Below are 23,794 nucleotides of genomic sequence, written 5' to 3' on the forward strand. Positions count from 1 at the left end.
CTAAGTCTGGGATAAGAACCGGAGGCCCAGCAATGCTTGCTGGGCCTCATTCAGTGCGGAGAGTACCCAGGAGTAATGCGCAAGTTGACGCCAGACTCGATTCGGTGCATACTAAGCAGCAATCTCATCGCAGTAGGAGAGGTGATATGACAGCACAGAAACACCTGGTTACTGGGCCCACTTTTGAGGAAATGCTACACCCCAACAAGATTGACCCGGCTATTCGCAGAAAAGCGCTCGAAATGGCCAAAGTGGATCCTCTCGACCCCATCAATCTCTTCAACATCACCTGGCGAGATGCCAACGACCATATCTACTACGAAGTGCTCCCTTCCGAACTAACAGGCGTGGATGCACCCATTGTCGTCTTGTATGCTAAAGACTTCCCCACCGGCAGTCATAAGGTTGGCGCTACCTACTCCGTGCTCATAGAGAAGGAACTTACGGGCGAGGTGGACCCCCGCATCCATACGCTGGTCTGGCCATCCACTGGCAACTATGGCATCGGCGGAGCCTGGGTTGGCTGTCGCATGGCCTTCGACTCGATCGTCATCCTGCCCGCTGGCATGAGCCAGGAGCGTTTCGAACAGATCGAACGTTACGGCGCTCGGGTCATTAAAACGCCAGGCTGTGAGAGCAATGTGAAAGAAATTTATGACAAGTGCTGGGAACTGCGCCGTTCCGATCCCAAGGTGAGGGTCCTCAATCAATTCGAGGTCTTCGGCAACTATCGATTCCATTACTATGTCACGGGCAATACCATCATCGAACTAGCCGCCGAACTCGAAAAACAGGGCATCGGCAAGGGCAAAGTGGCCGCCTTCGTCTCCGCCATGGGCTCAGCCGGGACAATCGCCGCTGGCGACCGGCTAAAGCAAGAGTGGCCCGACCACAAGATCGTGGGCTTGGAACCCATCCAATGCCCGACGCTTTATTGGAACGGCTATGGCGAGCACGATATCCAGGGCATCGGTGATAAACACGCCACCTGGATTCACAACGTGATGAACATGGACGCGCTCATGTGCATTGACGACATCGAGTGCAAGAAAGGGCTACAGGTACTGGTCGAAGAGGCGGGTTGGCAGGCCATGACCAAACGACTGGGCATCGCAGAAAGCAAAGTGAGGGTATTGGCGACCATTTTCGGCATATCAGGGGTTTGTAACGTACTGGGTGCTATCAAGACCGTCAAGTGGTACGGGTTTGGAAAAGACGATGTGGTGGTGACTATCTGCACCGATGCCATTGACCGCTACTATTCAGTCATGGCGCAACTGACAGAAAAGTACGGGCGAATGGACGAGGTCGAGGCAGCCATTCGCCTGGAAAGCATATTCCATGGCCAGAAGTTGGATTGGATCGCCGAAGGGACGCGAGAGGCACGGCGGCGGTGGCATAACCTGAAGTATTACACCTGGGTGGAACAGCAAGGCAAGACAGTGGAGGAACTGAATGCCCAACTGGATCCCGCCTTCTGGGAGGCAGAGCAGGCCCGCGTGGCCGAGGTGGACCGGCTCATCCTGGAAGCACGGAGGACCTCCTAGGTCATTGTTTCACGACAAAACGCAGTAATGGAAAACCGACATTCATATTGTTAAGAATATTTATCAAGACCGCGGAGGCATCAGGGGATCTCTGTGGATTTTGGCGCTCTCAGCGGTGAGTTTGGGAGATGTCCTGAAAACAAAGTTAGCGGCTAAGACCGCTGAACGGGAGGGAAAAATGGAAGTCGAAATCCAGTACCGGCCGTCGTATTCGCTGGCAGTGGCCAGGCTGGCCGGCAATGAGAAAATCCGCGTGGAAGCGGGTTCAATGGTTAGCATGTCTGACGGCGTGACCCTGCAAACGGACATGGCGGGCGGACTGTTAAGTTCGCTCAAGCGTTCCATCTTGGGCGGCGAGAGTTTCTTCATGAACACCTACACCGCTCCGGCTCAGGGCGGCATACTCATGCTGGCCCCGGCGCTGCCCGGCGACCTGTACGTCCTGGAACTGAAGGGCGACACGCTACTGGTGCAGTCTGGCTCCTACGTGGCTTCGGCGGAAGGGGTAGAGATTGACACCAAGTTCGGTGGGGCCAAAACCTTCTTCGCCAGTGAGGGGCTGTTCCTGCTCAAGTGCAGTGGGCATGGCCAACTCATCCTTTCAAGTTACGGTGCCATCCATGAATTCACACTGGGGTCAGGCGAGAAGTTCACCGTGGACACAGGCCACCTGGTGGCCTTCGACCAAGACATTGGCTTCCAGGTGCGGGCTGTGGGCGGGCTCAAGTCCACCCTGTTCAGCGGCGAGGGCCTGGTAGTAGACCTGACTGGCCCTGGCAAGGTGCTCATGCAGACGCGCAGCACGGACGCCTTCCTCTCCTGGCTCATGCCCGAAGTGCAACGCCGCCTGCCCCGCCGGGAGTAAGAAGGATTTTCAACCGCCGAGCACACGGAGAGCATGACGGGGTCGGAAAGTCCCGGTGAAGTCTTAGCGGGATGCGGCAAGGTAAATTTGTACACTCGTGCGCGAGCGATAGTCGTTATCTAACCCAGCGGACTGCAGTCGGCCATGCCGCCACGCTGCCAGGAGGTAGGTATAGATCATAGTCAGGCGCACGTCCTTGAGGCCCCATTCCTGTACGATGCGGATATCGTAGGGGCGAAGTAGCGCTTCGCCTTCGGCATATCCGGCCGACCTGGACCGCGCTGCCGACCTGGACGGCGATGGAGATGCCGACCTGATAGCAGTCGGAAGAGATGCCAACCAAGTCGCCTGGTGGAAGAGCGATGCCAGCGGGCTTTATCTCGTCCATCTGCCGGTCGTAGTTAGACAGTGAAGCACACTTAAGGAGAGTATCCGGTTCCGGGCACCTGGGCGCTAACATTGGGTTGGCCCGTATGTTTGAGAAACCTATTTCCGTAGCAGGTTGAGAACGGGTAAAGGTGGCACAAAAGCGAGCTTTAGAGCCATCCGATTGCGGTGAGGAAGAAAATCAGTCAGATCGCCGAGCGTTATGTGCAAGCATATGCTGGATATTAGCAAGAGGGTGTTTGAAATCTTGAAAACCGGAGGAAGAAAAGATGGGTCAAAGGATTGAGTTCACTCGCAATTACTCCGACCTGAGCACCAACCAAGGATTTCAGTTCGAATTCTTCTGCGACCGTTGCGGAACGGGGTACCGCACCCGTTTTCAGCCTTCTACCTTGGGGACGGTTTCCAGCGTATTGGACGCAGCGGGCAGCCTGTTCGGTGGGGTATTGGGACGAGCAGCCGATCTCGGTGAACACGCGCGTTCCGCAACGTGGGAAAAGGCCCACGATGAGGCTTTCATCAAGGCTGCAGAGGAAATCAAGCCGGAATTCATCCAGTGCCCGCGCTGCTCCGCATGGGTGTGTCGCAAGAGTTGCTGGAACGCAAACAAGGGCCTATGCAAAGAGTGCGCGCCTGACCTGGGAGTAGAAATGGCTGCCGCGCAGGCCAGCCGGACCGTCGAGGAGATCTGGGCGCATTCGAGGGTAGCCGAAGAGGACAGGGAAATGCTGAAAGAGAAGAGTTGGCGAGCGGGTGTGCGCGCAACCTGTCCGAACTGCAACGCCCCACTGGCAGCCAACGTGAAGTTCTGCCCAGAATGCGGCACGGAAATCCGGGCTGAAGCGCACTGCGCCCAGTGCGGGGCGAAACTGAGCCCGGGGGCAAAATTCTGCACGGAATGCGGAGCGAAAGTCAGGGCTTCGTAACCCTCTAAGCCAAGTGGTGGCGGCGGATATCGCCAGCGCACTGGTTTCGGTGAGGTTCCAGAGTGGGGTCCGCAGAGATGTGGAAGCCGTCTCCAGATAGCGACTGGTATTCACCGCCTGGAGACGGCCCGCACTTGATCCGCCATGACACTGCGATCACTCCGCTTCAATGATGCGGTAGGTGGAGTGCACCCGCGCCGTCTTGCTGAGCATGGCCCCCACCGAGCAGTACTTGGTCTCCGAGAGTTCTATGGCATGTTTTACTGCCGCCTCGCTCAGGTTACGCCCGGTCAGAATGTACTCAACTGCGATGTCGGTGTACACATTGGGTGGCTCGGGTGCTTGCTGGCCCGAGATGCGCACCCGCAGGCCGATGAGGTTCTGGCGCTTTTTGCGCATGATCTCCACAATGTCCACAGCCGTGCAACCGGCCATCGCCAGAAGCGCGGCCTCCATCGGGCTCATACCAGCGGGCGATTCTGCTGAGGGCACGTCGAACACGATAGAGTGCCCCGAACCTGCCTGGCCCAGAAAGCGTAGTCTGTCAATCCAGACCACTTCGCCACTCTTCTCAGCCATTGTCGTTGTCTCCGAAACAGCCTATTTGACGACAAAATTGAGCAAAACGAGCAGCGCGAACATGGCCACGGCGATGATGGCGATCCTGCGCAGATCCGCATATACGTAGCGGTATTCCTCGCCCAGATCTGCCACCGTGGCGGCCTTCGGCGCGGGAGTCAGCCGCACGACAGCAGTTGCCTCGGTCCTCTTTGTATCTGGCGCTGCGGTTACTGGCTGCGCCAGTTGCGCGCGGCGCATCTTCTTCGAGACCTTCTTGCGTTTCTTAGCCATTTTGTATCCTCTCTGCCAATTCTTCACGGCGTTCGCACCAACTCGGCGAACACCACGATTCGCTTCGTGTCCACCCGATAGGGATAACAAGTGATCAGCGTCAGTGTGGGTTCCCGCGTGGGATCCATCACGCTCACCTCTGTGGGTTCGACGATGCGTTTGCCGGCCACGCGGTAATGATAGGCTTTTTCCCCGGCGTATAGAATGACTTCATCGCCTACCTCGAGGCGATCCAAGTAACGAAAAACGGCACCGAACACGTCCACGTGGCCGGAAAGTACCACATTGCCGCGCTCTCCCGGGTTAGCCGAGCCGGGGTGGTGGCCCACACCCTTCTTCAATGCCTCCCAATCGTCGCCCTCCACCACAGGGGCATCCACCTTGATCTTAGAGATGACGATACGCGTAGCAGACTGGGGTCCCGGTGTCGGCAGGACAACAGGTGTCACCGGCCGTACCAGACTCTGATAGAATGGTGGTAGCGCGGCTGGCGTGGGCGGAAAAGAGCCAGGCAAAAAGGCAGCCTCGGTCGGTGTCGGGTAGGTTACGGTCTCAAATGCCTGGGCTGCCTCCCGGTTCAGCCTGTTCAGGCTGGACAGCGAATAACCCAGGATGGCAATAAGCCCGATTACCGCCGCGATCTCAACGAGGAGCAGAAAACTGTCGCGGATGCGCCGCCGCCCCTGGGGACTGAACGCTTCCTGCAAGCCCGCTGTGGCGATCTCGTAGAGCGATTTTCGTGTTAAGGGCTGCAGTTCGATGGACTCCAAGCGCACAGTCCTTGAACGCCATTTAGGAAGAGAACCCACAAGGCTGCCCTCCGAAGGCAAGTGCGAAGCAGGTACGTGCTGTGCCTCTAATGCCTCGGCGATGCGGCGCAGACGTACGGCGCTGCGCTTGATCCGCAACAAGGTCTCTAGTTCGTCAATTGACATCTCTTCAGAGGTCTTGTCGTCCACGGCTATGTGCTACTCTTGGTAATCTGGATGCCGCGTTGGGCCAGGGCCTCGAAGAAAGCCGCCGAGTCCAAACAACCCTCAGGGGCGAAGACGCCTTTCCGCTGGATCTCTCCTTTGGCCAGCATCCAGGCGCCGATAGCCGCTGGGATGCCTGTCAGTCGGCGCATCTTGTCAACGGCAGTGTAGGTGAGCACGCGCGGTATTCCTCGATCCCGACCAAACACATCCACCCGTGCTGCCGAAAGGGCAATGCCACCTGCGCCCAAAATGCCCTCCAGTGACCAGATCAGACGGGAGAGGCGGTCAATCTTGGTGGGTGTGTTCGTTAGGCCTAATCTCACAAATACATCACCGAGCCAGTTGTTCCACGCCGGGGTGAGCGCGCCTTTGAGTGAGACCGTCTTGACCTGGAAATAACGGGGGATGGTTATCGGCTCGGGGTGGCCACAGTGAAATACCTCGATGTCGCCAAAGGGTTCTGGGAAGCGCACTACTTCTCTGCCAGTGCCCGCTCGGACGCGGGTCCACTGACCATTCTGATATGTGGGCACATCGCCAGTGATAGCGTAGAAGACGTGTTTAACGACCGCCAGCCCTTCGGCATCCTGCGCACTGCCAACCCAGGCCACTCTGATCTCATCCACTTCGTCCAATTGCAACGCGCCGTCGCGGGCCATCAGATTGGTGATGCCCGGCGTCCACCCTAGGCCAGTGATGAGAGTAACTCCAGCCGACTTGGCATCCTCGTGCATGGCGAGGACTTCATCCAGAGGGCCATAGTCATCGCAGATGTCCACATAGTTCACGCCTGCTTTCACCGCCGCCCGGGCGAGCCTGGGAGCAAAGCGATAAAATGGTCCAATGCAGCCAACAGCAGCGTCCGCGCCGCGCAACACTTCCACGAGCGAAGTCTCATCGTTGGCGTCAACGAAGACGGCATTCACGCGTTCGCCCAATTCGTCAGCGTATTTTTGGGCTCTCTCGATGCGATAGTCAGCGATGGTCACCTGGGCATCGGTATGGGCTAGCAGATCCTGCACCACGCCTTTGCCCATGTCCCCGTATCCACCCAAGACCACGATTTTCATCTATGCCTCCCTTGTGTGAGTTCTCCTGCACGTGTATAAAGCGCTGATTGACAATAGCCTGGTTGCATTATATCCTCGCCGCTAAGGAGCGTCAAGCGGGGTGAGATTTCGCGCGGCGCCACACCAGGCTCAAGACTAGCCGCACCTCCTCTATACCCAACACCAGGGCAGCGATCGCATAGGTCACGAGACCCGCCAGGCCGGCCGTGCCAACGACCGTGAGTTTGGCAGCCAGGCTCGCTGGGTGAATGACGAGCCCCGATGTCGAAGATGACGAATGGGCCAGCCACAGTACCTCGCGCCCCCCGTTCGCCCAGAGCGCGACCAGCAAGGTCACCAAGGCCATCACCAGACTCGCCAAAGATGATTTCAACGTGGTGGATACCAGACTCATGTTACCCAACGAACCCACGTTTCGGCGCAGGAACCATAACATAAGTAGTGCGTGGCTGGCTAGTTGGATGGAATTCGCCAGTACCAACCCCATCCAGCTCCAGCCCAGCAGGAAGGAGAGCGTGGGTGCAACTGCAAGATAGATGGCAATGGCCAGGATGCCGACCACTACGGGGACCATCGTGTTTTTGCGAGAGTAGAAGGCAAAAATGAGGGGCAGGTCAATTGCCGCGAAAGGCATCCCAATCAGGTAAAAGCGGAGCGCGTTGGCAGTCTGTAAGGTATCGGTGGGGCTGAATGCTCGGTATTGGTAAAGCAGCGCCACGATCGGCACGGCCAGGATGAACAGGCCAGTAGTGGCGGGAATGATCAGCGAGAGGACCAGCCGCAAGCCCAATCCCAAGGTGCTTTTGAAGCGTTCGAGGTCATGGGCGGCATCAATTTGCGAGAGGGTGGGCAAGACGGCCATGGATACGGCAGTGGACACTAGGCCCAGCGGGAACTGAATAAGTCGCGTGGCGTATTCTTTCCAGGCAATGGCTTCCTCTACCGTTCGTGATGACCAGTTATAATCAAAAGCGATCTGCACCTGGCTGATGACCAGACTGACCAACACCGGCGCGTAAAGTTTTATGATGCGGCGCAGGCCAGGGTGTGATATGTCCAACGAGAAGTGCAATTTCGCGCCCCGCAACCCGGGTACTTGCACGCCCGCCATCAGGAATGCGCCCAACACCACTCCGATACTCAGGCTGGCAACATCCATGTGGCTGGCCAGGAGGAGAGCGCAGGCGATCCCCCCTATGTTGAAAACGGAGGCTGCCAGGGCCGGGTAGGTGAAAAGGTTCTGCGCGTAGAGCGTAGCCGTGAAGATGCCGGCGAGGACAAAAAAGAGCAACGAGGGCAGGATAAGGCGAATTAGTGTGGTAGTAAGCGCCTGCAACGGGGCATCAAACCCGCCACCGAAGAGCCAGGCGACCAGAGGCGCAATGATCTCCAGGAGGATGATAGTGATAATGGATATCACCACAGCCAGGCTGAGCATGACACTGGTGATGTGCCAGAGTTCGTCTTTGTCCTCGCCTGCTGCGTACTCGCTGAATACGGGCACTAGGGCAGCCGTTACCATGCCACCCACGAGGAGTTCGTAGATATTGCGCGGGATCTGGCCAGCGATGCGGAAGGCGCTCATGGAGCCACTGGCCCCAAACAGGTGAGCGTTGATCGTCTCGCGCAACTGCCCTAGCACGCGGCTGGTAATATTCCCTAAACCCACAATGGTCGCTGAGGCTGCGATGCTACGGCTTGTTTCTGCCTCGCTAGTAAATGGAGCGTCAACAGGGGTCATAGTTCACCCTTGCCCTGCTGGATTCTGCGGATGAGGTCACTGGTCGAGCGGCCTGGGAAATAGGGCAGAATCTTCACCTGCCCTCCATAGGCTTTGACAATGGGCCCCTCGGGCAAACCCTTGCCTGTCACATGCTCTTCCCAGCCGGCGTAATCGCCGCCCTTCACGTAGACATCGGGCTGAAGCGACTCGACCAATTGTTCTGCGGTTGGCTGGTCGAAGATGACCACGTAGTCCACGCATGATAGGGCAGCCAGTATCTCGGCCCGTTCATCTTGTGGTTGGATGGGATGGCCAGGACCCTTGATGGCCTGTGCAGAGGCGTCGCTATTCAGTCCAACGACGAGCACGTCGCCAAGCCGTCGCGCTGCCTGCAAGTAGCGTACGTGGCCAACGTGCAGCAGATCAAATACCCCATTGGTGAGCACGAAAGTCAGACCCTCGGCGCGCCAATCCTGACGCCGACGGGCGAGTTCGTCTGGGGAGAGGATTTTGGGATGGCGTGGTGAGGCGGAAAAATCCTGGCGCTCGATGAGTCTTGTCAACACCTCTCGGATTTTCATGGCGGCCCGAGCGCGATGGCTGATGCGGTTCTTGGTCTCGGCCGGCAACTCGGCCATAGTGCAACCCACCTCAGGGAGGTAGAAGACTGGATCATAGCCAAAACCGCCGGAGCCCGAAGGCTCAGTGGCAATCCGCCCCTCGCAGGTACCTTCGCGGACGTGGGCTTCGCCAGTGGGCGAGGCGAGAGCAATGGCACAGCGGAAGCGAGCAGTCCGCCTTTCCTCTGGCACACCTTTCAGATTGCGCAAGAGCAGCCGATAGCGGTCCTGGTCGCTGGCCTGTGGGCCGGCATACCGTGCGGAATGCACGCCGGGCGCGCCATTCAGAGCATCGACTTCCAGACCCGAATCATCTGCCAATGTCCACATGCCGCTGGCCCTGGCATAGGCCATAGCCTTGCGCAGCGCGTTCTGGGCATAACTCAGGCCGGACTCTTCCACCTTCTCCAGAAGGCCCAAGTCCGAGGGTAGCACGAGCGTGAGGTTAAGTCCGGCCAGGAGAGCAGCGTACTCTCTCACTTTGCCGGGGTTACCGGTGGCTATCAGCAACTTCATTATGATTCAGGCCCTAATTCATCCAGCGCTGCCCGCAATTCTGGAGGCAGGGGTGCGCTCAGAGTAACTCGCTCCCCTCCTCGCGGGCGCAAGAAGCCCAAACGCGCGGCGTGCAGGAATGGACGCCGTAGGTTGAATTTGGCACGCTTGCGCCCGTAGATTGGATCGCCAGCAATGGGGTGACCGATGGCCGCGAAGTGCACACGGATCTGATGAGTGCGTCCGGTGAGTGGTTCGGCTTCTATCAAGGTGTAGCCGTTATAATAACGAAGTACTCGATAGCGCGTCTGAGCCTCCCGCCCACCAGTGGACACCACAGCCATGCGTTGCCGGTGCTTGGGATCGCGGCCTAAGGGTGCATCAATCAAACCACGCGGCGGCTCTAAATGGCCTTCCACCAGTGCCACATAGACCTTTTCTACGGTGCGACGTTTGAATTGCGACTGCAAATGCCGATGGGCAACGTCGTTCTTAGCGACGATCATCAAACCCGAGGTATCCTTGTCCAAGCGGTGGACGATCCCAGGGCGAAGCGCGCCGCCAATTCCGGCCAGATCGGGACAGTGAGCCAGGATAGCATTGACCAGCGTACCCGACTCGTGTCCATGTGCCGGGTGGACAACCATCCCTGCGGGCTTGTTCACGACAATTAGGTCAGCATCTTCGTAGATGATATCCAAGGGGATGGGCTCGGGCTGTGCCTCTAAAGGAGCAGGCGGTGGAACACGAACCAGGACGTGCTCGCCTGCTCGCACCCTGTGGCTCGACCGGACAGCCCGCCCGTCTACGGTTACCAAGCCATCCTCGATCAGGCGTTGGAGATAAGAGCGCGAGAGATCAGGTAGTTTCTTGGCCAGATAGCGGTCCAGACGCACTCCACCTTCCGTTACGAATAGTTTTTCGATTCTCTCCCCACTGTCTGACATTCAACGCCTTAGCAAACGGACGGGGCATAAGCGAGAGACGAGGGATGAACCACGACAAATGTCCTCCTACGGATTACCCGTCATTCGTCAAAGCCCCATCTCGCAGGAGATGATAAGCCAGAAGTAATACGCCAAAAACCATGCAACCATCTGCGATGTTAGAGACTGGCCAGAAGTGAAAATCGATGAAATCAATGACGTGGCCTAAGCGTAGCCTATCCGCCAGATTTCCTAAAGCACCGCCCAATTGCATACCCAGGCTGATCTGCAGCCATAAATTTCCTCGAGGCAAATGGCGATAGTAGAGGAGAATAGTAACGATAACTACGAAGGCGACCAGGACCAAAAATGTTCCGGCATCGGGGAAAAGTCCAAAAGCCATGCCAGTATTAGCGGTGTAGGTGATACTGAAAATCCAGCCCAGAGCAGGAATGGGGTCCCAGCTCTGTCCGGGGATCATGTGTGACGAAACCAGGTATTTGGTGCCTTGATCCAGAATGAAAACGAACAACGTAGCGAAGTAGAAGATGTATTTATGTCTATGCAAGATCCGTCTTTCGTGCAAAGGCTTATTAACGGCGTTTCTCCAGGCGTTGGCGACAGTCCAAACAAAGGGCGGCGTCGGGCTTTGCCTTGAGACGAGCGGGGTCTATGGGCTGCCCACAACTCTCACAGATACCATAAGTGCCACGATCCATCCTATTCAGCGCAGCCTCGATAGCCTGCAGGGTGCGCTCTAAGTTCTGGCGCAGAGCCAAGGCCTTGGCTTGCTCAAAAGCCTCTGTGGCCTCATCAGCCATGTGGTTACTCAGGCCCGTCCCGCTGCGCTCCAGAGCCGCGGTATCTGCAAGTTCCTCGATCAAACGTGCTCGTTCTTCGATCAGGCGTTTTCGATTGCGTTCCAGCAACCTGGCCGATAGCATGCTATCGGCCTCCTTTCTCCTCTCCTTAGGTAGGGGATAGGATATTCGGCAGCGAACCGAAAGATCTTTTATGGATCAAAAGTGGCCAATATTGTAACGTAGCATGACCACAAAAGCAAATATCACTTCCCGTGCCGCGTCCACCAGTCGCTATCCGCGGAGGGCAAGAGCCAAAAAGTGATCGCCTCGCCATCCACGTCAAAAGTACCTGTATAGGCGCGCTCATCTGGCGCTTCTACGGTCTCCTCGAGCAAGACAGACAGGGTCTCGCCCTTGAAGTATTCTGCCCACTCATGCAAGACAGCGCCTAATTGAGGGCCAGTCTGGTAGTATGTCGAGATGGTCTCATCAATGCGAAAGTCAGCCTCTTTGCGCAGCGTCTGCACTCGGCGCACTAATTCACGCGCCAGTCCCTCGGAGATAAGTTGTGGTGTCAAGGCCGTGCGAATGGCAACCAGGTAACCGGCATCCTCAGCCACGACGTAACCCTCCCGTTCATGGGTGCGAACCTCCACTTCCCCTGGGTTCAGGGTGATCCATTGTCCCTCGACCTCGACTTCTACGCTTCGTCCCTCAGAGACTGATCTGGCCACCTCCTCTGCATTCATCTTGGCGAGTGCACCCTGGACCTTTGGGAATAGCGACCCATATTTCTTGCCCACCAGACTGGCCACGGCGCGGGCGGTGTAAGTCACCAGTTCGCCCTTGTCCTCCACCAAGCGCAAGGATTTAACGTTCAACTCGTCTAAGAGGAGCTCCTGGAGGCGCTGCACACTGGCTTGTTCTTCGGCCGAGCGTAGCACAACCGCCACTTCTGCCAGGGGTTGGCGCACCTTCAGTCCAGCTTTGTTGCGCGCGGCATGCCCCAGGCTGGCCAGGCGCATCACCAGCCGCGTGTCGGCCATCAACTTAGGGTCAATCAACGCAGCGTCGGCCTGTGGGTAATCACAAAGGTGCACACTCTCAGGCGCACTGGCGTCCACAGCGCGCACCAGGTTCTGGTACATTGCCTCAGCAGTAAACGGCGTGAAGGGGGCAAGTAGTTTGCACAGGGTCACTAGGCAAGTGTACAAAGTGTGGTGCGCAGACCGTTTATCTTCTGCCAAACCACTCTTCCAGAAGCGGCGTCGGGAGCGGCGCACATACCAGTTGCTTAGGTCATCCACGAAATCCTGGATGGCGCGGGCCGGGCCGGTCATATCGAAGTTCGACATCCCCTCGTCCACAACTCGCACCAGGGCATTCAACTCGGAAAGTATCCAGCGGTCAATTTCCGGACGCTGCTTCACGTCCACCCAGCCCTGGCGCGGATCAAAGCCATCGATATTGGCATAGGTGACGAAAAAGCCATAGGTGTTCCAGAGCGTCAACATGAACTTGCGAACGGTCTCGCCTACCAAATCCACCGAGAAGCGTCGCGGATAATCGGGGGGCGCCGCTGTATAAAAGTACCAGCGTGTGGCGTCGGCCCCGTGGACATTGATCACCTCCCACGGGTCCACGACGTTCCCCTTGGACTTGCTCATCTTCTGCCCCTCCTCATCCAAGACGAGTCCGAAAGAGATGCAAGTCTTATAGGCGGGCTGGTCGAAGAGGAGCGTGGCGATAGCATGGAGCGAGTAGAACCATCCGCGGGTCTGGTCAATTCCCTCGCAGATGAAGTCCGCCGGAAATTGGGACTGGAAGAGTTCTTTATTCTCGAAAGGATAGTGCCACTGCGCAACAGGCATAGCCCCCGAATCAAACCAGCAGTCAATCACCTCGGGCACGCGGCGCATCGTCCCCGCGCATTTGGAGCAGGGGAAAGTTACCTGATCAATGTACGGGCGATGCAGATCCAATTCTGAGAGGCTGGCTTCCTCGGAGCGCAGGGCAGTCAGTGCGCCGACATGCGCCTTCGGGTCACGCACTCGTTCGCGCAGTTCAGCCACGCTACCGATGCACGTCTTCTCGCCGCAGCCATCACAAACCCACACTGGCAGTGGCGTGCCCCAGTAACGCTCGCGGCCTAATGCCCAGTCCACATTGTTCTGCAGCCAGTCACCGAAGCGTCCGTCTTTGATGTGGGATGGGATCCAGTTAATGAGTTGGTTGTTCGCCAGCAAGCGGTCTTTGTAACGCGTGGTTTCAATGTACCAAGTGGTCTTGGCATAGTAGAGTAACGGCGTATCACAGCGCCAGCAGAAGGGATAGACGTGCTCGTATTGTCCGACGTGATACATCAGGCCACGCCCTCTCAAGTCCTCCATGATCAGTGGGTCTGCATCTTTCACGAACAGGCCACGCCAGGGCGTTACAGCATCAATGAAGTTGCCTTTGAGATCTACCGTCTGGAGGATGGGCAGGTTATATTCTCGGCCCACGTTCAAGTCGTCCTCACCGAAGGCAGGGGCGATATGAACGATGCCGGTGCCCTCCGCAGTAGTTACAAAGTCGCCCAGGAGAACGTAGCAGTAATCGCCCTCTACCGGCAGGAATGTGTATAGTGGGCGGTAGTGGATACCTTTGAGGTCGCGGCCGGGCATCTCTTTGAGGATGGTGTATTCGCCGCGCAAAGCCTCGTTCAGCAGGGCTTTGACCAAAATGAGCCGCTCGCCGCCTTGCTCGACCATGACGTAGGTCTCGTCAGGATGCACCGCCAAAGCGACGTTACCCGGCAGCGTCCAGGGCGTGGTCGTCCACACCAAGAAATAGGTGTTCGCCTCATCCCGCAAAGGGAATTTGACGTAGATGGAAGGGTCCACTGTCGTTTCATAGCCCAGGGCCAACTCGTGGCTGGAGAGCGGCGTCCCGCAACGTGGGCAGTAAGGCACTACCTTATAGCCCTGGTACAACAGGTCACGGTCCCAGAGTTGTTTCAGGATCCACCAGACGGACTCGATGTAGTCGGTGCTGAGGGTAACGTAGGGGTTCTCCATATCGAGCCAGAAGCCGATGCGATCGCTGAGTTTGGTCCACTCTTTGGTGTAGCGGAAGACGCTGGCCCGGCAGCGTTCATTGAACTCGGCGACGCCGTATTCCTCAATGGCCTGTTTGCCGCTGAAGCCCAGTTCCTTCTCCACCTCGATCTCCACCGGCAGGCCATGGGTGTCCCAGCCGCCCTTGCGCAGGACATAGCGGCCCTTCATGGTCTGGTAGCGAGGGATGGTGTCTTTGTATACGCGCCCAAGCACGTGGTGAATGCCTGGCAGACCATTGGCCGTCGGCGGGCCTTCGTAGAAGACGAAGGGCTGTGCACCGGCGCGCACATCCATGCTCTTACGGAAAGTGTGATGCTCCTGCCAGAAGCGCAGCACCTTTTCTTCAAGTTCAGGAAAGTTCAGTTTCGTGGATACCTCTTGGAAAACCATGATGCCCTCCTGCTCGCTTCTCCCAATGTCACAGAAAGATCGAGGATGAAACCCCTCTACTCGTCCAACTCAATGCGCAGGCGCTTGTTGAGGCGCCCCTTGCTCTCGTGACCGACCACGCGGATGGTGCCCACCTCGCGAGTATTGGCGACGTGTGTCCCGCCATCAGCCTGCATGTCGAGGCCCGCGATTTCCACCACCCGCACCTGGCGGATGTTCTCCGGCAGCAGGTTGATCTTCGTGCGGATGAGGTCGGGTATCTGGAACGCCTCCTCCCGCGGCAGTATTCGCACTAAGACTGGACGGGCCTGGGCCACCTCGTAGTTGACGCGCCGCTCCACATCATCGGCGAAGTCAGCGCTCATATGCTCCAATTCGAAGTCCATGCGCGCTTTCAGGGGTTCCATGTTGCCACCGGTGACGAGAGCGCCGAAATCCCGCCAGATGACGCCGCAAAGGATATGCAACGCGGTGTGAGTGCGCATCAGGCGGTAGCGCCGCTCCCAGTCAATCTGGCCGACGACGGACGTACCCACTGGCGGTACGCTACCCTCTAAACGATGCCATACCAAGTCACCCTCTTTTTTCAGCCCCACCACAGTGTATTCTATATCCCCGGCGCGCAAAATGCCGGTGTCGGCCGGCTGTCCTCCGCCGCCAGGGTAGAAGGCTGTAGCATCCAGCGCCACCTGCCCCTCGCCCACGACGGTGATGGAGGCCGAGAACTGGCGCAAGTAACTATCCGTCAGGTACAAGAGTTCGGTCACGATACCCTCCTAAACAAGAGCCCCCGTCCCACAGGGACGAGGGCCCAAGAATTACCCCCGCGGTACCACCCTAATTGGCGTGCACGCCCGCTCCATCGAGGTACATATTTATACCCCCGCCGGTGTAACGGCCGGCGAACCCGTCCAAGTCTACTCCGGCAGATGCCGTTTCGGTTGGCGGCTCCGGAAGGATTTTCGGCGCGCTCGTTGCACCCGGCTTCCACCTGCCCCGGGCTCTCTGGGCGAACCTCGCACGCCTACTCGTTTCCATCACTGCCTTTCGGCTTTGATGAAAATTATGCTACAAAGTGGCGGTTCTGTCAAATGCGCGAGTTCTGCGCCAAGAGATGGGCTAACAGCCTCGAGGGATAAGTTCTCCGGAGGAGCCAGGCCTCTCACCACCTATTCTCGCGCACGCTGGCAGGCCAGGCGCCCCATGGCCTCAGCCTGCATGTAAGTGACCTTGGACTGACAACCAGCGCGTGAGCCGCCGGGCGACCAGTACCATATCCCAACCACCCTACGGTAGCCCGGCTACTCCAGAACACGGCTTGCGATGCCTATGGAGGACGACGCCCAGCACAAGCATTAGCAGCACCAAGGCTGTGGCAATCCAAGCGGCTACAGCCACCATCGGCGTGTGCGCTTGCTTAACGGCGATTCCAGCGAAAGCCCAGGCGATCACCAACATATAGGCGACGTCCCCCCTCGTGAGACTCACCACTGCCGCAATAACAGTTGCCGCCAGCAGCATAATCACGGCCCAGACCGGGGCACTGATCCCCCACCCATCCCACCCCAAGTAGTTCAACACATCGGTCGCATTGGCAATGGTTGCCACGGTGATCCATCCCAGGTAGATGCTGAAGGGCACGTCCACGAGCCATTTTTCGGTTGAGGGAACCGCTGCACGTCCGATTCCCAGACGCATGTAAATTGCGATCAGCAACAACAGCAACGCCGTCATGGCCACCAGGGTTAATGGGAACTGCTCATAATGCCAAAGGAAGAGCCAAACGATATTGGCAGTGCAACTCAGAGCGAATAGGTAACCAACTCGGACCAAACGCGGGTTCTCCTGTTGTCTAGGCAGTGCCTGGTAAAGGCCGAAGAGGATCAAGCCCAGGTAGATCCATCCCCAGATGGAAAACACGTAACCTGCTGGTACGAAGTAAACGTCAAAGCGATCCGAGATCGCTCCGGTGGTCTGTCCATTCAATGGGAGTGCGTTTGCCAAGCCATTGACCACAATGGTCGCGACCACAGCGAGTACGCTCACTGTCTGTCTGAGCACGTTCTTGTTCATTGCGTATTTCCCTTCTTTTCAATTGCGCTCTTGCGCATTGGCCGAACGAATCGTCGTGCGAATGAGCGTAGCCCGTTGCCACCCTGTGCAGTCCGGTCAGCTGGATGCGGAGTAGAGGAGACAAAAGCCGTCTGCACCGTATTCACGATACCCGTGGCCTCTTGTAATTCTGGCGTATGCCCAACGCAATAATCGAAGCAGGGAGCAAACCAATGAGTGTTGTTGTAATCAGCGACGATGAACCAAAGAATATCCATTGACAAAAGAACAGCACCAGGCTGTCTAGTGCCCAGGCAAGGCCCCAAATCACCCACAATGAAACTCTGTTCTCGAGCCACTTTCGTGAAATGTACAGGATATACACCACATTAAACACGAAAGCCACCACAAACATGAGCTGATTTTTGATATCGCCCGCCGCTGTGCCGAAATCAATATCAGTATCAGAAAGGAAGAAGAGCGCAAGCGAACTGATCGCATAACCGATATAGGCGAGGCAGCCCACGACAACTGCCATGAACAACTCGGAGAAAAACCCCTTCCGTACTTCTTCGGTCCTCATAGATTGCCGATTATCCCACCAAACGACCAGGTAGGAGAAAGCCATAGTTTGTAGAGTGATTTCAGGCAAACCAATAAGGTGATACCACAAGGGAAGCTTCGTATATAGCACTCCTTCTATGGAGCACGGCGCGGCACTTGTGGTAGAGAGAATGCCAAATACAATAAATAGTAACCATACAATGACCCACCCGTGTTTCTTCGCCAGGATAGCGCTTCTTATTGGCCATAAGGCGACTGCAAATAGCAAGCCTCTGATCGGCTGAAGCAGAACTCCCAGCACCGTCCGTGAACCGAATGGGAGCATAAAATCTCGTATGATCTCGCGTTGGAACAGTTCCTCGTAGTTCAACAGGTTTGACATCACCAAGCCAAAAATGAAATAGGTCAGACAGTGCACAAGGACGACTTTGATAGCGAATTGAATAAATTGTCTGAAGGCATCTCTACTCACTTTTTCCGCTCCTCCCGGGGCGGTTCCTGCGCCCGCCTTCTCCTACTTTGGTTCGCCTTGCCCTGCCGAGGGGATGTACCGTCGCCTCGGCGAGCACTCTGAAGACACCCAACTCAGTCCTGGACTCGCACCACTCCGCAAAGGCGGCGTCCAAGTTAGCATACTCGGCATGGCGTTCGGCCAGTGCTTGCTCCCGCTGCGCCTCTGTCTCCCAGACTTCGATCGCCAGATACCGCCGCGGATTCTTCATGTCGCGCAGCAGGGTGATGCCGCGGAAGCCCGTGTACCATCCGAACAGCCCGCTCCAGGCGCCACCTGGGCCGTATGCCAATTCGAACTGGCCTCGCGCCTCCTCCTTGACGACAAATTCCCAGATAATTTCGACCATCGTGAACTACACCCTCTGTGAACCGGCTTTTCTTAAGCCATCGTTCCCTGGACGCCCTGCGACTCACTGCCGAATGCTGTGGCTCGCCGGAGCCGGACTTATTGGCGCTCCGGTGTAGTCGCTCATTAGGCGGAGTAGTTGATCAGGGCGACCATATTACCTAATAGTTTTCTTCGCGTGGCATCAGCAACAGGAACGAGACAAAGAATAGACTGGTGAGAAGACCCGATATCCAGATAAACGCACTTGAGATCCCACTTGTGATCCCCAGGTAGACAATGGCAAGCGTCGGCAAGGCATTGTCAATAAGCCCCGCCTTCACGATCGCCGCATTCCGGACAGGGTCTTTGTATGCAAACCAATAGGCGACGCCCCAGGCCGTAGCAGCCCCACCGAAGAGCCTCAGGTAGATTGGGTCTGCAGGGATGGGAATTTTTAAGGTGGCCAGAAGGGGCAAAGGTCCGAGGAGGGCAGGCAAACCCCATACAAGAATGGTGATGAGGACTTTCAAGAAAAGGACGCGTCGCAACCAAAGTAGTCTAAGGTCAGTGGCTATCATATTTAGTCCTTTCTGCCTGATTCCGGCAATACTGCCTGTTCGGCCTAACGGTTGGTGTGAGCCGCACCCACCCGCTCTCGCTGGCATGACGCGCTTGAATCACCGACATCTTCGCGGGCATGACACGATGGTTGAAAGCGCAAGGGTGGGCGTCGGCTCCACACAGGGTTAGCCCGCGCCTCTTTTGCCTTGAGTGTTCGCTTGCGTCACAGCATGTGCCCCTTCGCACGCCGTTTGGCACGAGTCCTTATCAGTTGCGCAGGATAAGGGGCAGGTAAACCGAATACGTCGTCGTCTTGAACACGCCGCCATCTGTCCCAGCATAGAGGGTGGCCGGCGTCGCCGGGTCTATCGCCAGGGCGCGAACGCGGGGATTGGTCAGGCCGGTGTTGGCCGCGCTCCAGTTCGCACCGCCGTTCGTGCTCTTGAACACGCCGCCGCCCCGTGTCCCGGCATAGAGGGTGGCCGGCGTCGCCGGGTCTATCGCCAGGGCGCGAACGCGGGGATTGGTCAGGCCGGTGTTGGCCGCGCTCCAGTTCGCACCGCCGTTCGTGCTCTTGAACACGCCGCCGCCCAATGTGCCGGCATAGAGGGTGGCTGGGGTCTCAGACGGCCTTGGTTGTATGGGTACACAGGAAGCGTCTTCAAACGCTCAAAAGGGTTATAGGGCACGTGGGTGGGTGAAAGTGGTGCTGTTGGAGTGGGCGTCGGTGGAGGGCCTGGAGGCCCAGACGGTTCTGGCCCTTGCGCTGCTACAGTCAGAACAAAAATAGAAGCTAGGGTCACGACCAAAATAGACACGATGAATGCTTGCGGCTTCATTTCTCACTCCTAGCATAATGATCCAAGCCACCTTTTGCCTTTGGCAAATGCGCTGGCTAAACTGCACCGAGTTCAGCCGCTGCGACCGAGGCGGCGAAGCGAGCCGAGGGAGCAGTCGGCTGGAGCGAGTGGTTAGGCGCACATCCTCTTTGCCACTGTTGGGCGCCGGGGCAGGATGCTACCCATCCCTCTATGCCGTACCGCTACGGGTGGTTGCGCAACACCAGCGGCAGGTAGACGTGATATGGGGCGAAGCGCAGGATGACCAGCCCGCCGCCCCCATCGGCGACGTAGGCGTAGTCCCCCGCCACCGCCACGCCCTCGGCATCCCCCGGCGTGTCGTAGAAACCGGCCTCGGTGGGGTGAGCCGGGTCGGCGACGTTGATGATGCGCAGGCCATCCCAGTCGGCGACGTAGGCGTAGTCCCCCGCCACCGCCACGCCCTCGGCATCCCCCGGCGTGTCGTAGAAACCGGCCTCGGTGGGGTGAGCCGGGTCGGCGACGTCGATGATGCGCAGGCCATACCCATCGGCGACGTAGGCGTAGTCCCCCGCCACCGCCACACCATAGGCCTGCCCCGGCGTATCGTAGAAACCGGCCTCGGTGGGGTGAGCCGGGTCGGCGACGTTGATGATGCGCAGTCCGCCATCCCAGTCGGCGACGTAGGCGTAGTCCCCCGCCACCGCCACGTCGCGCACAACCCCGGGCAGGACGCCGGTCTGGCCGACGACAGTGGGATAGGCTGGGTCGGACACGTCCAGGATGACCAGGTGAGGCCCTACGCCGATGTAGGCGTAGCGGCCCACCACCGCCACCGCATAGGTGGCCCCCCCGATCTGGCCGACCAGTTCCACGTTTAGGGCCTGCTGGGCGAATGTTCTTGCCTCCTCAATGGTATGGGGTAAAGATCGAGATCCCCGAGCCAGCGCATGTACTCCACCGGCTGGCAAGAGCAGGGTCACGACAGGCACGAAAGTGATGGACAGTCTCGTTTTCATTGCTTTCCTCCTTACCAAAATAGTATGGTACTGGTACCGGTGCGCCTAATGGCCTGCGCTTCAGCGGTGGCGAGCCGCAGGCGAAGCCGTCCGCTGCAAGCGCTGGTTATACGCCACCTTTCGGTCTCCGGTGCTCGCGACAAACCGTGTTAGCCGCTGAGATACCAGATATGACCACCGCCTCCACCCCGCTGCCCGGCCAGGCGCTGGCGCCAACAAGATAGAGATTGCGAAGCGGTGTTTGAAGCGGCAAGCGCTCATGACCAAGTGCCGAGCCGTAGATTGCGCCATCAGGATGCCCGGTATAACGGGTGACCGTCGCCGGCGTTGCGGCATCCCGCGCGATGATATGACCACGCAGGCCGGGCAACAGTGTCTCAGCCTGGCGAATGATCTCATCGGCAAAAGCCGCCTTGTGTGCTTTGTAATCCGGGGCAGCGCGGTTCCAGGCCGCGGCTTCTGGCTGAGGAAGCAAGGTCATCACCGTCAGGACATAGTGACCGGGCGGCGCAAGGGATGGGTCCACTTTGGACGGCAGAGCAAAGCCCAGCCCCAGTCCGTTCGGCACGCGATACATGGTGATCGGCGCAATCGGGGGCTCGTAATCCAGGGCGAGGAAGACAGCAAAGACCGAAGTTGTGGGCTGGAGGGCCTGCACTTGCCGAGCGAACTTGCCCGGCAAATGCTCCAGCCCCACCAGTTCGCAGAACGTGACCCGCGCATCGGCGTTTGAGAGAATGACGCGGGCATGAAATGTGCCGCCATCCGCCAGTTGAATCCCGCGGGCGGCGCCATCTTCCACCAAAATCCTCGTCACCCTCTTGCCCAGAAGGATGGTGCCGCCGTGCGCCCGGATGGTCTCCGCTACCGCCTGTGACAATTGGCCCGAGCCGCCCTTCGGATAGAAACCGCCGTCGAAGTAGTAGCCGAAGATGGGGGCCATTTGCATTACGGTCAGCGTCTCTGGTTTGTCGGTCAGGTACGGGGTCAGTGCGCACAGTAGTTCCTTGAGGCGCTCGTCGCCAAAGTAGACATTGAGCATGTCCAGGTAAGGCCGTTCCATCCAGCGAAAGAGGTGCGGATGCGTGAGCGGATAGCGCAGCATCTCATCAGGGTCAGTTGGACGCGGCGAGCCTGTCTTCTCCACACCTGCATATAACTCCCGATAAATGTGGCCCATCTCGGTGAAGAACTCGCCAATGCGCTCCCGTTCGCCAGGGAAGAGGGCAGCCAGTTCCGCCGCGAATTCGTCTGCATCGTGCGGAACCCGCAGGCGTACATCATCGAAAATGTATTCCTGGGACATCCGCACAAATTCCAGGCGGGACTCGATGCCCAGTTCGTGCAACAGCCAGCGCACCGGGCCGCGCGGGCCTAGGCCGCTGATGTCGTGGACACCTATGTCAAAGACATATTTCCGGTGCAGGCGGCGGAAGTTGGCGCAAAAACCGCCGATATAGTGCGCCTGTTCGGCCACCAACGTTTTCAAACCGCGCTGCGCAAGCAAAGCCGCTGCCGTCAGCCCGCCCATGCCTGCACCGATGACGATGACGTCAAATTCATCGTCGGCACGTGGCCATGCCTTTGGGAATGCCGGCGGGTGCCAGCCGAAAGGCCGTTCCCATCTCTCGATTTCCCGCGCCAGCGTCCGCCTGGGAAACCACCTGGGAAAGACGATAGAGAAAGCGATGCCTGGGGCGAGCAGGAGATTGGGGAGCACCGTGGCCAGAACGATCTTGTGAGCAGGCCAAGCCAGGGCTGCCAGGTTGAAGGCAATGCCGAGGGTGAAGATCACTGCCCATACTAGGGTGATGATCTCGTTAGTGCGGCGGAAGAGGGGGTGCTGCCAGTATTCGCGGGGCCAATCGTCACGGGCATACTGGTAGGTGAAGGGGCTGCGGGCAGCAAGCGATCCCCAGGCCATTAGGGCCAGGGCAAGATAGACGAGCACCCCGCCATAGGCGAGGAACAGGTTGCTGTGCAGGATAACCGTGGAGACAAAGTGCAGCCCAAAGAAGGCGAGCGTGACCGCATCCATCAATTTGGGGTTGCCGCTGCGCAGCCGGTAGATATTAAGGACAAGTGCGCCGGTAAGGGCCGCGATGACGCCAGGTACAACCAGCCCTGGCCCGGAAAGTGACCAATAGATAATCCAGGGGACAAAGGCAATGAAGAGCCAGACTGTGGAGGAAACCTTCCTACTCATAGACGCTCCTTACAGTGGCGTATAACGGTTTGCGGTTGAGCCGCACGCGGAGCGAGGGAGCGCAGCGACCGAGCAAAGCGTGTCAGCTCCAACCGCGTGTTGGGCGGCGTTGGACAAGTTTTCGACTACCTCATAGCTCGTCTTACCCCTTCTTCTATCTCACTTACTCGCCGTTCCCTGCTGCTGCTTTCTGCTGCCGCCGCGATTGTTCCCGCTACTATAACTCCTGCTATCGCAAGACCTGTCATGAGCGCCTCTTTATTCTTTTCCTTCTTCCACGCTCTGTAAAACTCAGGAAATGCTGGTTTCGTTTCGCGAATCTCCTGCAGTCTTACTTCTTCTTGCTTGCGTTGCTGCATCAGAACCAATATTGATGCAACAATAACGCCGCCATAGAAAATTGCCACAGCCACTCCAACGTCTGATTGACCGACACCAAGGCCAAGCAACCCAAAGACCAACAGAGCCCCGAGAACTATGGGCAGACCCACCCAACGCAGATCACGTCGCAATCGCTCTGCTGTTTGAAGGTAATCCTCGTACGTTCTTTGTGCTATCTCGTCTTCCAGCTTCTGTCTGGCGCAATCGGCGCACAGTTTTTCAGCCGAATGGGTAGCACAGTAGTATCTACCGCAACTTCCCTTGTATCCTGGGCACTGGCCAATCACGGGATCGGTGCATCCAGAGACCGAACAAGCAATATTCGGATACATGGCTGTCCTCCTTTGTCGTGTGGGCGCACGGGTTACTCGCTTGCACGCCGAGCCGCCCAACTATATTTTCAACCGAAACGGCTTAAATGACATTTGGAGCGCGACGGCTTAACTATCCGAAAGCCGTAGTTAAACCGTCGTGGCTTAACCGCATCAAAAGCCGCAAAATGGTGTTTACATTGTAAAGTAAGCCCGTACTCTTGTCAAGTTGTCAATGCACGGTGTCCAGGACATACTATACAGTTTCTGGGGTATGGATATTCTCAATACGTACAGAAAGTATTAGAATTGGCCGGAGTGGATCTGAACACTTTAGAACCGGAGCGATATGGACGCTG

The 23,794-nt window shown here is 57.7% G+C and carries 23 protein-coding genes and 1 other annotated feature; of the genes, 3 read left to right on the plus strand and 20 right to left on the minus strand.

Translation table 11 applies throughout. From position 1 onward, the window contains the following. Positions 1-146 precede the first annotated feature (146 nt). Positions 147-1,547, plus strand: a complete 1,401-nt coding sequence (locus H5T64_12090) for a pyridoxal-phosphate dependent enzyme (protein MBC7265077.1) — start codon at positions 147-149, stop codon at positions 1,545-1,547. A gap of 178 nt (positions 1,548-1,725) precedes the next feature. Next, positions 1,726-2,412 (plus strand): TIGR00266 family protein, encoded by a 687-nt coding sequence (locus H5T64_12095; protein ID MBC7265078.1) that lies wholly within the window; start codon positions 1,726-1,728, stop codon positions 2,410-2,412. A 63-nt stretch (positions 2,413-2,475) separates the two neighbouring features. Here the strand turns inward: H5T64_12095 and H5T64_12100 are convergent, their stop codons facing one another. Further along, entirely contained in the window at positions 2,476-2,751 is a 276-nt protein-coding gene (locus tag H5T64_12100; GenBank protein MBC7265079.1) for a hypothetical protein, read from the minus strand. 317 nt (positions 2,752-3,068) lie between these two features. Between H5T64_12100 and H5T64_12105 the strand changes: the two genes are divergently transcribed. After that, complete coding sequence (locus H5T64_12105) at positions 3,069-3,725, plus strand: zinc ribbon domain-containing protein (GenBank protein MBC7265080.1); 657 nt, start codon at positions 3,069-3,071, stop codon at positions 3,723-3,725. Positions 3,726-3,881: 156 nt separating this feature from the next. Here the strand turns inward: H5T64_12105 and H5T64_12110 are convergent, their stop codons facing one another. The 19 genes from H5T64_12110 to H5T64_12200 form a co-directional block, all read right to left on the minus strand. Further along, entirely contained in the window at positions 3,882-4,304 is a 423-nt protein-coding gene (locus tag H5T64_12110; GenBank protein ID MBC7265081.1) for an OsmC family protein, read from the minus strand. A 21-nt stretch (positions 4,305-4,325) separates the two neighbouring features. Beyond that, positions 4,326-4,577, minus strand: a complete 252-nt coding sequence (locus H5T64_12115; GenBank protein ID MBC7265082.1) for a hypothetical protein — start codon at positions 4,575-4,577, stop codon at positions 4,326-4,328. 23 nt (positions 4,578-4,600) lie between these two features. Continuing rightward, positions 4,601-5,536, minus strand: coding sequence for a sortase (locus H5T64_12120; GenBank protein MBC7265083.1), 936 nt, complete (start codon positions 5,534-5,536; stop codon positions 4,601-4,603). Positions 5,537-5,538: 2 nt separating this feature from the next. After that, positions 5,539-6,624 carry a saccharopine dehydrogenase NADP-binding domain-containing protein gene (locus tag H5T64_12125; protein ID MBC7265084.1) on the minus strand — a complete coding sequence of 362 codons (1,086 nt, stop codon included), beginning with the start codon at positions 6,622-6,624 and terminating at the stop codon, positions 5,539-5,541. Between the two features lie 91 nt (positions 6,625-6,715). Next, positions 6,716-8,365 (minus strand): murein biosynthesis integral membrane protein MurJ, encoded by a 1,650-nt coding sequence (gene murJ / locus H5T64_12130; GenBank protein MBC7265085.1) that lies wholly within the window; start codon positions 8,363-8,365, stop codon positions 6,716-6,718. Next, positions 8,362-9,483 (minus strand): XTP/dITP diphosphatase, encoded by a 1,122-nt coding sequence (locus H5T64_12135; protein ID MBC7265086.1) that lies wholly within the window; start codon positions 9,481-9,483, stop codon positions 8,362-8,364. The genes murJ and H5T64_12135 overlap by 4 nt, the downstream gene beginning before the upstream one ends. Beyond that, positions 9,483-10,409 carry an RluA family pseudouridine synthase gene (locus H5T64_12140; protein ID MBC7265087.1) on the minus strand — a complete coding sequence of 309 codons (927 nt, stop codon included), beginning with the start codon at positions 10,407-10,409 and terminating at the stop codon, positions 9,483-9,485. Before H5T64_12140 ends, H5T64_12135 begins: the two co-directional genes overlap by 1 nt. Before the next feature lie 73 nt (positions 10,410-10,482). Further along, complete coding sequence (gene lspA, locus H5T64_12145) at positions 10,483-10,956, minus strand: signal peptidase II (protein MBC7265088.1); 474 nt, start codon at positions 10,954-10,956, stop codon at positions 10,483-10,485. Positions 10,957-10,981: 25 nt separating this feature from the next. Next, the gene (locus H5T64_12150; protein MBC7265089.1) at positions 10,982-11,332 is read right to left on the minus strand and encodes a TraR/DksA C4-type zinc finger protein; all 351 of its coding nucleotides are present in this window, start codon (positions 11,330-11,332) and stop codon (positions 10,982-10,984) included. A gap of 122 nt (positions 11,333-11,454) precedes the next feature. After that, a complete protein-coding gene (locus tag H5T64_12155) occupies positions 11,455-14,682 on the minus strand; it encodes an isoleucine--tRNA ligase (protein MBC7265090.1) in 3,228 nt (1,075 codons plus the stop codon). Positions 14,683-14,738: 56 nt separating this feature from the next. Continuing rightward, positions 14,739-15,449 (minus strand): alanyl-tRNA editing protein, encoded by a 711-nt coding sequence (locus tag H5T64_12160; GenBank protein MBC7265091.1) that lies wholly within the window; start codon positions 15,447-15,449, stop codon positions 14,739-14,741. Between the two features lie 29 nt (positions 15,450-15,478). Further along, positions 15,479-15,732 (minus strand) — a binding site (T-box leader). A gap of 237 nt (positions 15,733-15,969) precedes the next feature. Next, positions 15,970-16,755 carry a tryptophan-rich sensory protein gene (locus tag H5T64_12165; GenBank protein ID MBC7265092.1) on the minus strand — a complete coding sequence of 262 codons (786 nt, stop codon included), beginning with the start codon at positions 16,753-16,755 and terminating at the stop codon, positions 15,970-15,972. A 142-nt stretch (positions 16,756-16,897) separates the two neighbouring features. Continuing rightward, a complete protein-coding gene (locus H5T64_12170; GenBank protein ID MBC7265093.1) occupies positions 16,898-17,770 on the minus strand; it encodes a hypothetical protein in 873 nt (290 codons plus the stop codon). Further along, positions 17,763-18,158 carry an antibiotic biosynthesis monooxygenase gene (locus H5T64_12175; protein ID MBC7265094.1) on the minus strand — a complete coding sequence of 132 codons (396 nt, stop codon included), beginning with the start codon at positions 18,156-18,158 and terminating at the stop codon, positions 17,763-17,765. Before H5T64_12175 ends, H5T64_12170 begins: the two co-directional genes overlap by 8 nt. 160 nt (positions 18,159-18,318) lie before the next feature. After that, positions 18,319-18,717: a hypothetical protein gene (locus tag H5T64_12180; protein ID MBC7265095.1), complete on the minus strand. Its 399-nt coding sequence runs from the start codon at positions 18,715-18,717 to the stop codon at positions 18,319-18,321. A gap of 250 nt (positions 18,718-18,967) precedes the next feature. Next, the gene (locus H5T64_12185; GenBank protein MBC7265096.1) at positions 18,968-19,282 is read right to left on the minus strand and encodes a hypothetical protein; all 315 of its coding nucleotides are present in this window, start codon (positions 19,280-19,282) and stop codon (positions 18,968-18,970) included. A 460-nt stretch (positions 19,283-19,742) separates the two neighbouring features. Continuing rightward, entirely contained in the window at positions 19,743-20,537 is a 795-nt protein-coding gene (locus tag H5T64_12190; protein ID MBC7265097.1) for a hypothetical protein, read from the minus strand. Between the two features lie 106 nt (positions 20,538-20,643). Beyond that, positions 20,644-22,743 (minus strand): NAD(P)/FAD-dependent oxidoreductase, encoded by a 2,100-nt coding sequence (locus H5T64_12195; protein MBC7265098.1) that lies wholly within the window; start codon positions 22,741-22,743, stop codon positions 20,644-20,646. A 125-nt stretch (positions 22,744-22,868) separates the two neighbouring features. Continuing rightward, positions 22,869-23,456, minus strand: a complete 588-nt coding sequence (locus tag H5T64_12200; protein ID MBC7265099.1) for a hypothetical protein — start codon at positions 23,454-23,456, stop codon at positions 22,869-22,871. Between the last annotated feature and the right edge of the window lie 338 nt (positions 23,457-23,794).

The sequence above is a fragment of the Chloroflexota bacterium genome, assembly GCA_014360825.1.
GTDB lineage: Bacteria > Chloroflexota > Anaerolineae > UBA2200 > JACIWT01 > JACIWT01.

Coding starts and splice junctions, on each gene's coding strand:
- H5T64_12150 (MBC7265089.1), bottom strand. CDS start 11,332: ATGCTATCGGCCAGGTTGCTGGAACGCAATCGAAAACGCCTGATCGAA.
- H5T64_12190 (MBC7265097.1), bottom strand. CDS start 20,537: ATGAAAACGAGACTGTCCATCACTTTCGTGCCTGTCGTGACCCTGCTC.
- murJ (MBC7265085.1), bottom strand. CDS start 8,365: ATGACCCCTGTTGACGCTCCATTTACTAGCGAGGCAGAAACAAGCCGT.
- H5T64_12105 (MBC7265080.1), top strand. CDS start 3,069: ATGGGTCAAAGGATTGAGTTCACTCGCAATTACTCCGACCTGAGCACC.
- H5T64_12200 (MBC7265099.1), bottom strand. CDS start 23,456: ATGTATCCGAATATTGCTTGTTCGGTCTCTGGATGCACCGATCCCGTG.
- H5T64_12175 (MBC7265094.1), bottom strand. CDS start 18,158: ATGGTCGAAATTATCTGGGAATTTGTCGTCAAGGAGGAGGCGCGAGGC.
- H5T64_12155 (MBC7265090.1), bottom strand. CDS start 14,682: ATGGTTTTCCAAGAGGTATCCACGAAACTGAACTTTCCTGAACTTGAA.
- H5T64_12165 (MBC7265092.1), bottom strand. CDS start 16,755: ATGAACAAGAACGTGCTCAGACAGACAGTGAGCGTACTCGCTGTGGTC.
- H5T64_12125 (MBC7265084.1), bottom strand. CDS start 6,624: ATGAAAATCGTGGTCTTGGGTGGATACGGGGACATGGGCAAAGGCGTG.
- H5T64_12140 (MBC7265087.1), bottom strand. CDS start 10,409: ATGTCAGACAGTGGGGAGAGAATCGAAAAACTATTCGTAACGGAAGGT.
- H5T64_12135 (MBC7265086.1), bottom strand. CDS start 9,483: ATGAAGTTGCTGATAGCCACCGGTAACCCCGGCAAAGTGAGAGAGTAC.
- H5T64_12095 (MBC7265078.1), top strand. CDS start 1,726: ATGGAAGTCGAAATCCAGTACCGGCCGTCGTATTCGCTGGCAGTGGCC.
- H5T64_12110 (MBC7265081.1), bottom strand. CDS start 4,304: ATGGCTGAGAAGAGTGGCGAAGTGGTCTGGATTGACAGACTACGCTTT.
- H5T64_12195 (MBC7265098.1), bottom strand. CDS start 22,743: ATGAGTAGGAAGGTTTCCTCCACAGTCTGGCTCTTCATTGCCTTTGTC.
- H5T64_12090 (MBC7265077.1), top strand. CDS start 147: ATGACAGCACAGAAACACCTGGTTACTGGGCCCACTTTTGAGGAAATG.
- H5T64_12115 (MBC7265082.1), bottom strand. CDS start 4,577: ATGGCTAAGAAACGCAAGAAGGTCTCGAAGAAGATGCGCCGCGCGCAA.
- H5T64_12180 (MBC7265095.1), bottom strand. CDS start 18,717: ATGATAGCCACTGACCTTAGACTACTTTGGTTGCGACGCGTCCTTTTC.